The sequence below is a fragment of the Gulosibacter sediminis genome (assembly GCF_014904065.1).
GTDB lineage: Bacteria > Actinomycetota > Actinomycetes > Actinomycetales > Microbacteriaceae > Gulosibacter > Gulosibacter sediminis.
This window is the reverse complement of the sequence record NZ_JACXJG010000011.1, coordinates 67784-79410: the sequence shown is the minus strand read 5'-3', so window position 1 is coordinate 79410 and position 11627 is coordinate 67784. Positions and strand designations below refer to the sequence as shown.

The 11627-nt window shown below is 66.9% G+C and carries 10 protein-coding genes and 2 pseudogenes; 8 read left to right on the top strand and 4 right to left on the bottom strand.

The features are described 5' to 3' along the window. From ID132_RS13130 to ID132_RS07115, 5 genes and pseudogenes are all read left to right on the top strand, one after another. Positions 1-242: pseudogene (locus tag ID132_RS13130) on the top strand (hypothetical protein); the annotation flags it as partial. Then, complete coding sequence (locus ID132_RS07130; RefSeq protein ID WP_193128238.1) at positions 239-1513, top strand: Nramp family divalent metal transporter; 1275 nt, start codon at positions 239-241, stop codon at positions 1511-1513. The pseudogene ID132_RS13130 and the gene ID132_RS07130, both read left to right, overlap by 4 nt. 132 nt (positions 1514-1645) lie before the next feature. Then, the gene (locus tag ID132_RS07125) at positions 1646-3103 is read left to right on the top strand and encodes a glyceraldehyde-3-phosphate dehydrogenase (protein WP_125107289.1); all 1458 of its coding nucleotides are present in this window, start codon (positions 1646-1648) and stop codon (positions 3101-3103) included. Positions 3104-3166: 63 nt separating this feature from the next. Continuing rightward, the gene (locus ID132_RS07120; protein WP_211198315.1) at positions 3167-3928 is read left to right on the top strand and encodes a hypothetical protein; all 762 of its coding nucleotides are present in this window, start codon (positions 3167-3169) and stop codon (positions 3926-3928) included. A 25-nt stretch (positions 3929-3953) separates the two neighbouring features. After that, positions 3954-4856: a GNAT family N-acetyltransferase gene (locus ID132_RS07115; protein WP_193128236.1), complete on the top strand. Its 903-nt coding sequence runs from the start codon at positions 3954-3956 to the stop codon at positions 4854-4856. On the opposite strand, the gene ID132_RS07110 is transcribed toward ID132_RS07115, so the two are convergent. Further along, complete coding sequence (locus ID132_RS07110) at positions 4783-5676, bottom strand: 3-methyladenine DNA glycosylase (protein WP_193128235.1); 894 nt, start codon at positions 5674-5676, stop codon at positions 4783-4785. The genes ID132_RS07115 and ID132_RS07110 overlap by 74 nt on opposite strands. Before the next feature lie 20 nt (positions 5677-5696). On the opposite strand from ID132_RS07110, the gene ID132_RS07105 reads away from it, so the two are divergent. After that, a complete protein-coding gene (locus tag ID132_RS07105) occupies positions 5697-6389 on the top strand; it encodes an HAD family hydrolase (RefSeq protein ID WP_193128234.1) in 693 nt (230 codons plus the stop codon). Continuing rightward, complete coding sequence (locus ID132_RS07100; RefSeq protein ID WP_193128233.1) at positions 6386-6898, top strand: methylated-DNA--[protein]-cysteine S-methyltransferase; 513 nt, start codon at positions 6386-6388, stop codon at positions 6896-6898. Before ID132_RS07105 ends, ID132_RS07100 begins: the two co-directional genes overlap by 4 nt. A gap of 1 nt (position 6899) precedes the next feature. On the opposite strand, the gene ID132_RS07095 is transcribed toward ID132_RS07100, so the two are convergent. Together ID132_RS07095 and ID132_RS07090 are read right to left on the bottom strand one after the other, a co-directional pair. Then, positions 6900-8903, bottom strand: coding sequence for a fructose-specific PTS transporter subunit EIIC (locus ID132_RS07095; protein WP_193128232.1), 2004 nt, complete (start codon positions 8901-8903; stop codon positions 6900-6902). Positions 8904-8915: 12 nt separating this feature from the next. Then, positions 8916-10042 (bottom strand): annotated as a pseudogene (locus ID132_RS07090) (1-phosphofructokinase family hexose kinase). Here ID132_RS07090 and ID132_RS07085 point away from each other — a divergent pair. Further along, positions 10041-10697, top strand: coding sequence for an HAD family hydrolase (locus ID132_RS07085; protein WP_193128230.1), 657 nt, complete (start codon positions 10041-10043; stop codon positions 10695-10697). The pseudogene ID132_RS07090 and the gene ID132_RS07085 sit on opposite strands and share 2 nt — an antisense overlap. Here the strand turns inward: ID132_RS07085 and ID132_RS07080 are convergent. Beyond that, positions 10687-11457, bottom strand: a complete 771-nt coding sequence (locus tag ID132_RS07080) for a DeoR/GlpR family DNA-binding transcription regulator (protein WP_125107297.1) — start codon at positions 11455-11457, stop codon at positions 10687-10689. The two genes, ID132_RS07085 and ID132_RS07080, sit on opposite strands and share 11 nt — an antisense overlap. Between the last annotated feature and the right edge of the window lie 170 nt (positions 11458-11627).

Genomic DNA, 11627 nt, shown 5'->3' with positions numbered 1-11627 from the left:
ACCGAATGTCCGAAGAGCCGGATTTGCAAGGGTACGTCGACCCGAAAGTTAATTGCGACCTGCCAGGGCACGTCATACTACTGGTTCGATCGGGCATCCACATCTTCGAGAACGTAAACCTCGAGCGACTCGGTGATGCCGGCGTCGGGAGATTTACCTTCTTCGCTGCCCCGCTGCAACTCCGCGGCGCGACTGGCTCACCAATTCGCCCGATTGCTGTCTTGGAAGGGGGAGACCAATGAGCAGTGAAACGCACGTCAATGAAGGAGTGCCGCAGCCGCCAAAGACGTTCTGGGGCAAGCTGAGGGCCATCGGCCCCGGGATGATGGTTGCGGGCGCGTTCGTCGGTACTGGCACGATCACCACCAGCATTGTTGCTGGCACCGAGAACGGCTATCAACTCCTGTGGGCCTCCGTCACGTTCGCCATCATCCTCGTAATTATCCTGCAAGAGATGGTGGCCCGGCTTACGCTTGCCTCTGGCAACACGCTCGCCACCCTGATTCGCAGCAAGCTTGGGCTCTGGGGCGGCATCATTGCCGTCCTCGCGATTTTCGGCGGCAACGTGGTCTACAGCGTCGGCAACGTCAATGGTGTCGCATTGGCTACCACGTCAATGCCCGGAAATTTTCCGCCCGTCGTTTGGGTGGTCATCGTGACACTCCTGTATTGGGGATTGCTCATGATCGGCAAATTTAATGTGCTCGAGAAACTGATCACTTGTTTGGTTATTGTCATGAGTGCAGTATTTCTGATCGACATGATCGCGGTGGGCCCTAATTATGGAGAAATGATTAAGGGACTCACGATACCGGAGTTCTCTTCCTCGCAGGTGTTGCTTGTCACCGGTTTGATCGGCACGACCGTCGTCCCGTACAACCTCTATCTGCACTCCTCTGCGGTATTGGAGCGAGGATGGCACAAGAATCCCAAGGGATTCACTGGTCTAGCACGCCTCGACACCATCATCCCGATGTGCATCGGCGGTCTCGTGACCATGGCGGTCGGTGTCACCGCTGCCGCGGTGCTGAACCCAAGGTTCCTTGAAGGCACGCTAAAGATTGAGAACGCGGCAGACATGTCGACGGCGCTGGAACCGATTCTTGGCCCGTTCGCGTATGTCTTCTTCAACATTGGCTTATTCGCCGCTGCAGTCTCTTCCATGCCGATGGCTGCACTATCTGCAGCGTATGTAACAACGGAAACTTTCAACATGTCGAATGACTTGAAGGCGCCGGGTTTCCGAATCATCCTTTCACTCGTGGCCTGGCTGCCAGTGATTATCTTTGTAGTCATGAATTCGTCACCAATTGCGACCATTATCGCGGCGCAATCCATTAATGGAATGCTCCTGCCGATTACTGCAGTGTTCGTGCTCATCTTCGTAAACCGAAAGAGCATTATGGGTGATTTGGTGAACAAGGCCTGGCTCAACGTTCTGGCATTTGTCGCCGTTGGGTTCGTTTGCTTCCTTGGAATCGTGAACATCTTGAAAGCAATTGGTGTCGTGTAAATCTGGCCATTTATGTCGGTCGAAGGGTGGTCGCCTGTAGCGTCCTGGCACTAGAGGCAGTCAGGTACTCTGAAAGAGCCCACAGTGCGCCGACAAGCGCCGAAAACCGGACCCAACGGAGGACGTCCCACTATGACCGAAGTGCATCAGGCTGAGCAGCGTCAGTGGTTTGAACAACTGGACGCCGCGGAGCAGGTGATTCCGCTGATTTCTAAGCTGTACCGCGAGCGGAATATCGTCACCTCGATCCACGGTCGCCGCCTGATCAACATGTCGTCGATCGACGTCATCAAGGCGCACCGTTTCGGTCGTCGTCACGCGGGCGGCGAAGCACTCAGTCTTGACGTCACCCGCCAGCTGCTCGAGGGCCTCAGCCGCATGAGCCTGAACATTGCCTCGGTCGATCTCGGCGCGCTTGGCGTCGCGTTTAAGCAGGCATCCTCGGGTGATGTGGATGCGTTCCTCGCTGACCAGCTGACGGATGTTCGCCCCGTGGTTGAGGGCGACGGCGGCACCGACGTCGTGCTCTACGGTTTCGGCCGCATCGGCCGCATCCTCGCGCGCATCCTCATCGACCAGGCGACCACCGGCCCCGGCCTGCGCCTGCGCGCCGTCGTGGTGCGCAAGAACGGCGACGATGACCTCGAGAAGCGCGCCTCGCTGCTTCGCCGCGACTCGGTGCACGGCCCGTTCAAGGGCACGATTAGGGTCGATCGCGACAACAACACGATCCTCGCCAACGGCACGCTGATCCAGGTCATCTACTCGAACGACCCGACCGCCGTTGACTACACCCAGTTCGGTATCAACGACGCGATTGTCGTCGACAACACCGGTCGTTGGCGCGACGAGGAGGGCCTCGGCCAGCACCTCCAGGCGAAGGGGGTGGCCCGCGTGCTGCTCACCGCGCCGGGTAAGGGCGACATCCGCAACGTCGTGTTCGGTATCAACGACAAGGACATCCGCGACGACGAGCAGATACTCTCGGCCGCCTCGTGCACCACGAACGGCATCACCCCGGTGCTGCACGCGCTCGACAAGAAGTTTGGCGTCAACCACGGCCACGTCGAGACGGTGCACTCGTTCACGAACGACCAGAACCTCATCGACAACTACCACAAGGGTTCGCGCCGCGGCCGCGCCGCGACGCTGAACATGGTGCTCACCGAGACCGGTGCGGCGAAGGCCGTCGCGAAGGCCCTGCCCGAGTTCGCGGGCAAGCTCACCGGTAACGCGATCCGCGTCCCCACCCCCGACGTCTCGATGGCCGTGCTCAACCTCGAGCTCGAGACCGAGGTGACGAAGGAGCAGGTCAATGACTACCTGCGCCAGGTATCGCTGCACTCCGAGCTGCGCCAGCAGATCGACTACATCGAGTCGAAGGACGTCGTGTCGACCGACTTCGTCGGCCACGACCGCGCCGGCATCGTCGACGGTCTCGCGACCATCGCGAACGGCAAGAACCTCGTGCTCTACGTCTGGTATGACAACGAGTTCGGCTATTCGAAGCAGGTTGTGCGAGTTATCGAGGCGCTCGGCAACGTGCATCCGGCCGTCGTGCCGGTGCGCCGCGACGTGCTCGAGGTATAGACCCCTCGAAGTACCGCTGTGAACGGTGACACTCGCCCGAGTATCCTTGGGCGAGTGTCACCGTTGACCATTGCTCGAATTCAGCTTGACGACGAGCGCGGGCTCGAGGCGGTCGCGGCGTTTCGCGGCGCCTACGACCTCGCCCAGTTTGGCGGCAGCGTCGTGCAGACCGCGGCGCAGCTGCGCGCCGAGATTGCCGACAGCGAGTTCAACCGCCACCTGTTCTGGGCCGCCTGGGAGGGCGACCGGGTCGTCGGCGAGGCGAGCGTTGACTTCCCGCTGCAAGAGAACCTTGATCTCGGCTATGCCGAGCTGCAGGCAGAGGCGGATGCGCGCAGCGCCGGCTACTCGACGCTGATCTGGTCAAACCGCGTGCCCGACGAGTACCTCGAGCAGTACGGCAAGCTGCTCACGCAGCTCGAGCTCGACGAGCCCGACGAGGACGTCGTGGGCGAGATCGCCGACTACACGCCCGAACGCATCCGCGAGGGCGAGGCCCGCAGCACCGCCTCAGGCTACTTCAGCATCATCGCGGTGTCGCAGGCGCCCGACGGCAGCCTCGCCGCCCACTCCGAGGTCGAGGTGCGCACCGAGCCGGGCGCCGACCTTGCGTTTCAACGCAACACGCTCGTGTTCGAGGCGCACCGGGGCCACCGCCTCGGCCTGGCGCTCAAGCTCGCGACGCACCGCGCCATCGCCGAACAGTTTCCGGCGGTGCGCCGCATCGCGACGTGGAACTCGCACGTCAACCCCTGGATGATCGAGGTCAACGAGCGCATGGGGTACCGTCCGCGGTACCGCGAGGTCATCTACCAAACGGGGTGACTCGGCGGCGTGTAGCGTCGAGCGAGTGACCAATCTCGACGCCGCCACCGCCGCCATGAACGACTGGCGCATCCACGCCTTCGCCGAACTCGCGCCATACACTCGGCCCGAGGGCGAGCGGATGCACGCGGCCGGCAGCCTGGTCGGCGTCGCGAGCGAGGTGCGGCCCGATCCGGGCGCATCCTGGTCGATCTTTAACCCGCCCGTCGTCGATGAGCTTGTGGTGCGCGGCGCCGACACCTCGGGGGAGGACCCCGAGGCGCCGGCGGGCGGCGACCTCGCGGCGCTGCTTGATGCGTGGGCGACGGGTGCGCCGACCGGCGTGCCGCTGCAGCTCGAGCTGCCCGTCGCGTTGCGGGGCGCCCCGGCGGTGCTCGCGGCCCGCGGCTTCACACCCGTGAGCACGTTCGCGGTGCGTCGCGTTGAGGGCGAGCCGCGCCCGTCGGCGTGGGCGTCGAAGCCGGGCCGCAAGCTCCGCCAGGTGACCGCCGAGGATCGGGCGGGCGTCGCCGGATTGCTCGAGGAGCTCCACGCGGCCGACGCCGACGCCGCGACCGGCGCATGGGCGCATCCGCAGTTGCGCGAGCACCTGCTCGACTACGCGGGCAGGGTCGTCGACGTGCCGGTGCTCGCGGTCATCGCCGAGTATTTCGGCCTCGTCGCCGGCGTCGCAAACTTCGCCGCCCCGGGCACCGTCGCGCCGCGAACGAGCCGCGAGCGGGAGCTCTACGTGCAGTTCACCGCCGTCACGAGACGCCTGCGCGCGGGCGGCGTCGGCGCGGCGCTCGTCGGCGAACTGGACGCGCGCGCCCGCGCGGCCGGCGCCGAGCTGCTCGCCGTCGACTTCGGCGCGCTCAACCCTGAGTCGGCGCCGTTTTGGTTGCGGCAGGGATTTCGCCCGCTGACGACGATGTGGCGGCGTCGATAACCTCGAGCACCCGCGCTCGCAGTTGCTGCGAGCGGGCCGCAAACGCGCGCTGCTGGCGGACGTACTCGGCCTTGCCCGCCGAGGTCTCGATCTCGACCGGCTCGACGCCGTAGTCGCGCACGTCGTAGGGCGACGCCGCCATGTCGAGCCAGCGGATCTCCTTCGTGAGGGCGAACGCGTCGAGCAGCAGCTCGCCGGGCACGATCGGGCCGAGCTTGACGCACCACTTGTAGACGTCCATATTGGCGTGCAGGCAGCCCGGCTGGTCGAGCGCACACTGCCGCTCGCGCGTCGGCGCGAGCAGGTTGCGGGGCCTCGCGTCGGGCGTGAAGAAGCGGTAGGCGTCGTAGTGGCTGCAGGTGATGCGGTGCGACTCGACCACGGCATCCGTGCCCCGCTGGCCAAGGCGCAGGGGAATCGGGTGCCGATGCTCGTCATCGCGGTAGACCATCGCCCACTCGTGCAGGCCGAAGCAGCCGAACTGGCCATCGCGGCCGGCGATCGAGGCGGTGAGGGCCCGGATCCGCTCGACGAGATCGCCCTTCGCCGCGAGGAACGCCGNGGCATCGACCTCGACGCGGCCCGACGCATCCTGCCGGTACCAGCGACGCTCGGCGAACGACTCGGCGCCCTCGAGCGCGACGCCGATACCGGGATGCCAGCGGCGAAGGACCGCTGGCTTGTACGAGTAGTACGTGAACAGGAAATCGTCGATGGCGTGCTTACGGCCGGCATCGCGGGCAGCGCGATAGTCGGCGGTGAGGGCGTCGGCGCGCTCGCGGTGTGCCGCCTCGCGCGCCTGCCAGGTGGTCTGCAACATGACCAGACAAGATTACCCGTATGACCACTTCGCAGCTGCCCGCCGCTATCCTGTTCGACCTCGACGGCACTCTTGTCGACTCGGAGCCGCTCTGGAGCGCCTCGGAGCGTGCGATGGCCGACCGCCACGGCTCGCGCTGGACGGAGGACGACGCCCGCTCGACGATCGGCAAGCCGCTCGCGGTGACGATCGCCGAGATGCGTGCGCTCGGCCTGCCGCTCACCGCCGACGAGGCGCTCACCGAGCTGCTCGACGTGATGGTCGGGCACCACAGCCACGGCGTCACCTGGATGCCCGGGGTCGAGGCGCTGCTCGCGATGATCGGCGAGGCGAAGGTGCCGGCCGCGATCGTGTCGGCGAGCTTCCGCCGTGTCATCAACTCGGTGCTCGCGGCCGCGCCTGAGGGGGCCTTTCAGCACTCGGTTGCCGGCGACGAGGTGCACGCGAACAAGCCTGAACCCGAGCCGTACCTCACCGCGGCGAAGCTGCTCGGCGTGCCGATCGAGGACTCGCTGGTCATCGAGGACTCGGTGAGCGGCGCGACGTCGGGCGTCACGGCGGGTGCGCACGTGCTCGTCGTGCCGAGCAACCTTGAGCAGCTCGACGAGTTCGAGCGCCTCGGGGTGTCGCTCACCGACTCGCTCGAGCGCATCGGTGTCGACGAACTCGCACGCCTGCACTCCGGCGAGCGCCTGCGATTGGGTATCGCGTGACGCTGCGCCACACTCGCATCGAATCCCAACCCGGCTGCCTCGTGCTCGTGGCCGAGGGGGAGGCGCTGTGCGGCTGTTACTTCAGCGATCAGCGCTACCTGCCCGACGAATCCGAATTCGGGGTCGAGGTCGATGCCGAGGAGGACGCGCTGTTCACGTATGTCAGCGACGAGCTGGCCCGCTACCTTGCGGGTGAGCTGCGCGAGTTCACGGTGTCGCTCGCGCCGCGCGGTGACGAGTTCTCGCAGCGGTGCTGGGCGCTGCTGCGGGAGATTCCGTACGGCGAAACGACGAGCTACGGTGAGCTGGCGGATGCGCTCGGCAACCGCCACTTCGCGCAGCGGGTTGGGCAGGCGGTCGGCCACAACCCGATCGGCGTGATCATTCCCTGCCATCGCGTCGTCGGTGCCGACGGCTCGCTCACCGGCTACGCGGGCGGCCTCGAACGAAAACGCTGGCTGCTCGAGCTCGAAGAACCCGAAGCAGCCAGCGCATCGCGGCTATTTTGATTTAGCTGTTCAGCTGGGCGTCGACCCGCTGGTAGATGGCGTCGACGTCGCCCGAGATGAGCGTCTCGCGGAACTCGTCGTCCATGAGGCCGCGGGCGACCTTCGCGAGCAGCTCGAGGTGGGTGCTGCCGGCCTCGGCGGCGGGCACGAGGATCGCGAGCGCGGTCGAGACGAGTTCGCCGTCGGTCCAGGTGACCGGCTGCTGGCCGCGGACGATGAGGATCGCGGCCTCGGTGACGGCCGGCGACTTCACGTGGGGGATCGACACGCCCTGGGCAAGCGCCGTGGTGCTCTGCGCCTCGCGTTCGAGCATGCCGGCGGCCACCGCATCCGGGTCGGTCGTCATACCGAGCTGCTGCGCCGTCGCGGCCACCTGCTGGAGCAGGCCGTCGCGGCCCGAGGCCTCGACGTCGACGCGAACGTGCTCGGGGGCGAAGATGCGCGTGGCGGTGGCCGTCGCGGTGGCGGTGCCGGCACCGGGCGCCGCCGCAGGAGCGGACGCGACGGGCGACTCGGCCTCAACTGCCGCGGGCGCTTCGACAGCCGCGGCGTGCTCGGCCGCCTCGTGGGCGGCGGCGCGGCGGGCGCTCGCGGTGCGGTAGAGGCCGAAGATCACGCCACCAACCACCGAACCGATGAGGATCGCGGCGACCCAGAGCAGCGGGTTCGTGACGACGGGCAGCACGAGGAAACCACCGTGCGGGGCGGGCGAGCCGGCGCCCCAGAGCAGCGAGAGGATCGCGGCGATGGCGCTCGAGAGCATGAGGATCGGGATGACGACGAGCGGGTTACGCGCGGCGAAGGGGATCGCGCCCTCGGTGATGTGCGTGGCGCCGAGGATGTAGTTGACGTAACCGGCGCGACGTTCGGCAGGCTGGAAGCCCTTCGGGAAGAAGGTCGCGGCGATCGCGGTGACGAGCGGCGGGGCGATGCAGGCGGCCGAGACGGCGGCCATGAAGGTGATGTTGCCGTCGCCGAGCAGGGCGACACCGGTGACGTACGCGGCCTTGTTCACGGGGCCACCCATGTCGAACGCACACATGATGCCGAGGATGAGACCGAGCAGGAGCGGGTTCGCGTCCTGGAACGACGAGAGCCAGCTCTCGAGGTTGGTCGAGATGCTCGCCATGGGGGTCGCGATGACGAGCGTGATGAGGCCGAAGACGGCGGTGCCGATGACGGGGAAGAGGAAGATCGCCTTGAGACCGTTGAGCGACTTCGGCGTCCACTTCAGCGCCGCGTCGAGCAGCAGCATGCCGTAACCAGAGAGGAAGCCGGTGACGATACCACCGAGGAAGCCGGTGCCGTAGGTCGAGGCGATGAGACCGGTGATGAAACCGACGACCAAACCTGGCCGTTTCGCGATCGCATCAGAGATGAACGCCGACAGCACGGGCACCATGAGGCCCATGGCGATGCCGCCGATCTCCTTGAGGTTCGCGGCGAACTGGTTGAACTGGTCGCTCTCGGGGTCGGCCGAATAGATGCCCCAGAGGAATGACACCGCGATGAGCACACCGCCGGCAACGACGAACGGCAGCATGTGCGAGACGCCGTTCATGAGGCTCTTGTAGATGTCGCGACCGACGCGGCGCCAGCCGGTGCCGGTGGTATCGATCGACTTGACGTCGAGGAGATCGGCGTCGAGGGCCGACTCGGACTCGCCTTCGCCAGCCGCGGCCTTCTCGCCCGCCGCGGCCTTCGCGAGGGCCTGGTCGATGAGCTGGTCGGCCTTGTGGATGCCGGCGGCGACCGACACGTTCACGAGCGGCTTGCCAACGAATCGTTCTGCCTGGACGTCCTTGTCGGCGGCGACGATGACCGCGGTGGCGCGGCGGATGTCGTCGGCCGTGAGGGCGTGCTCGACGCCCGCCTGGCCGTGGGTTTCTACCTTCACCTCGATGCCGCGCGCCTTGGCTGCCTGGATGATCGCTTCTTCGGCCATGAACGTGTGTGCCACACCGGTGGGGCACCCGGTTGCGGCGATGATGTACTGGTCGGTCATCTCTCCGTCTCCTTAGTTGACAGGGGTTGTTGCGGGAGGAGCTGCGGGCTCCGAAAGTGCGGTGCTAGCGAGCGTGGACTCGGTCGCGAAGTCGCGCACGGTGATGCGGCTCGCGAACTCGTCACGCACGGGGAAGAGCGTGGTGGGGGAGGCAACGGCGCTCGAGGCCCACAGCGCGGCGTTGCGCAGGCTCTCGGAGTCGAAGTTGCCGTCGGCAAGGAAGCCGGCGAGCAGCGCGTCACCCGCGCCGACAGTGTTGACGACGGGGATGTCGTGGGCTCGGGCGACCCAGGCGCCATCGGCTGTGACGAGCATCGAGCCGTCGCCGCCGAGGCTGGCGAGCACGGCGCCGGCGCCGAGTTCGCGGGCGTGGTCGGCGGCCGCGCGCACCTCGCCGAGGCTGCGCAGGGGGCGACCCGNAGCTCGGCGAGCTCGTCGACGTTGGGCTTGATGAGGTCGGGGCCGGCGCTGACCGACTGGTTCAGCGGCTCGCCTGAGGTGTCGAGCGCGATGCGCACGTGGGGCGCGCGGGCCCGCACCGACTCGATGAGCCGGCCGTACACATCCGCTTCGGCGCCGGTGGGCAGGCTGCCGCAGAGTGCGATGATGCTCGCGTTCTTGGCGGCGAGCTCGACGGCGGCGCTCAGGCTGGCCCACTCGGCGTCGTCGAGCGGCGTGCCCGGCTCGTTGATCTTGGTGGATTCGCCGGGGGAGATGAGCGTGATGTTCGTGCGCACCTCGCGGGCGATGGGGATGATCTCGTGGCCGAGCCCGCCTGCGGTGAACTGGGTGGCCATGAATTCAGCGGTGTTGCCGCCCGCGGGCACGATGGCCTGGCTGGCAACGCCCGCGCGGTGCAGGGCCCAGGCGACGTTGACGCCCTTGCCGCTGGCTTCGCGGGTTGAGGTGGTCGCTCGGTTCACGGCGCCGAGCGCGAAGCTCGAGACGGTGACCGTCCAGTCAATCGCCGGCGCTGGCGTGACGGTGACGATGTGGTGCGCGGTGTTCTCGCTCACGTGCCCCTCCGATGCTTGTTTGGGTTTAATTGGAATTATTGGAGATTGTTGGACTTTTGGCAAGTGTCTTGCGGGGATATCTTTGGATTGTGTTGGATTCGCAACGGAATGAGGAGTTGGCATGACCGGAGCACCCACCCTGCCCGCCGCGATCTGCTGGGACATGGACGGCACGCTGATCGATTCTGAGTACGCCTGGGAGGTGTGCGAGCAGGAGCTCGCGCGCGAGGCCGGCGTGACCTGGACTTCGGCGCAGGCGCGCGAGGTCTTCGGCACGCCGCTCATCAACACGGCGCGCGAGTTGGTGGCCGCCGGCGTGCGTGGCGACCCCGAGGTGATCGCGCAGGTGCTCACCGAGCGCGTGGCGGCACACCACGCCGAGGGGCCGGACTGGCTGCCGGGCTCGCGCGAGTTGCTGCGGCTGGTGGCGGATGCTGGCGTGCCCTGCGCGCTCGTGTCGTCGAGCTATCGCCCGCTCATCGACCCGGTGCTCGCCGTAGCGCCGATTGCATTTGCCGCATCCGTGGCCGGCGACGAGGTGGCGCGCGCGAAGCCGCATCCCGAGCCGTACCTGACCGCCGCCAGCGCGCTCGGCGTCGAGCCCGCGCGCTGCGTCGTGGTCGAGGACTCGGTGAGCGGGGCGACCGCGGGGCGGGACGCGGGGATGCGCGTGATCGCGGTGCCGTCGGATGCTGCGGATCGCGAGGCGTTCGAGGCGCTCGGCGTCGAGGTGGTTGCGAGCCTGGCCGAGATCGACCTCGAGCTGCTTACGCGATAACGAGTTCCACGCCAGCAGCGTCGAGTTCACGGTGCATCTCCGCGGGCACGTCGCGGTCGGTGATGATGATGTCGATGTCGGCGAGCTCGGCGTGGCGCACGCCGCGCACGAGCCCGAATTTCGAGTGGTCGGTGAGCACGATGCGCTGCTCGGCGCAGGCGAGCATCGCGTGCTTGACCGCGGCCTCGTCGGGGTTCGGCGTCGTGAGCCCGCGCTCGGGGTGGATGCCGTTCGTGCCGAGGAAGGCGACGCCGACGTTGATGCCGCCGAACGCGCGCACCGTGCGGTCGCCGACCGCGGCCGAGGTGACNGCGCGCATCATGCCGCCGACGAGTTCGACGCGCACCTGCGGCTGGCGTAGGAGTGTCGTCGCAAGCGGCAGCGCGTTGACGTAGGCCGTGAAGTTCGCCGAGTGGGGGAGTTGCTGCACGAGCCGGTGCGTCGTGGTGCCTGCGTCGAAGAGCGCCGCCCCGCCGTTTGGGATGTACTCGAGCGCCTTGTGTGCGATGCGCTGCTTCTCGGCCGAAAACTCGATACGCGCCTCGAGCGTCGGCTCGTACAGGTGCGAGTCGGCCGGCACTGCGCCGCCGTGCACTCGCCGCAGTAGGCCCGTGTTTTCGAGCGCGATGAGGTCCTTGCGCACTGTCTCAGAAGTCACGCCAAACTCGGCTGCGACCGTGGCCGCGTCGATTCGGCCCGCCGATGCGAGGATGCGCAGCAGCTCCGCCCGACGCTCTTCTGCGTACTTTGCCTCGGCCATCCTTGCTCCCGAACCTCGTGTTGCTGTCGATTGTGTTCGCAAGAATACCCAAGTCGCCACCGCGCGCCAGCTCGGTTTCATTCGCGGCGCCGGATGCGCTAAGCTATTCGAGTTGTCACCACGGTGAACAACGGGCTGTGGCGCAGTTTGGTAGCGCACTTGACTGGGGG

Coding starts and splice junctions, on each gene's coding strand:
- ID132_RS07130 (WP_193128238.1), top strand. CDS start 239: ATGAGCAGTGAAACGCACGTCAATGAAGGAGTGCCGCAGCCGCCAAAG.
- ID132_RS07125 (WP_125107289.1), top strand. CDS start 1,646: ATGACCGAAGTGCATCAGGCTGAGCAGCGTCAGTGGTTTGAACAACTG.
- ID132_RS07105 (WP_193128234.1), top strand. CDS start 5,697: ATGACCACTTCGCAGCTGCCCGCCGCTATCCTGTTCGACCTCGACGGC.
- ID132_RS07095 (WP_193128232.1), bottom strand. CDS start 8,903: ATGACCGACCAGTACATCATCGCCGCAACCGGGTGCCCCACCGGTGTG.
- ID132_RS07085 (WP_193128230.1), top strand. CDS start 10,041: ATGACCGGAGCACCCACCCTGCCCGCCGCGATCTGCTGGGACATGGAC.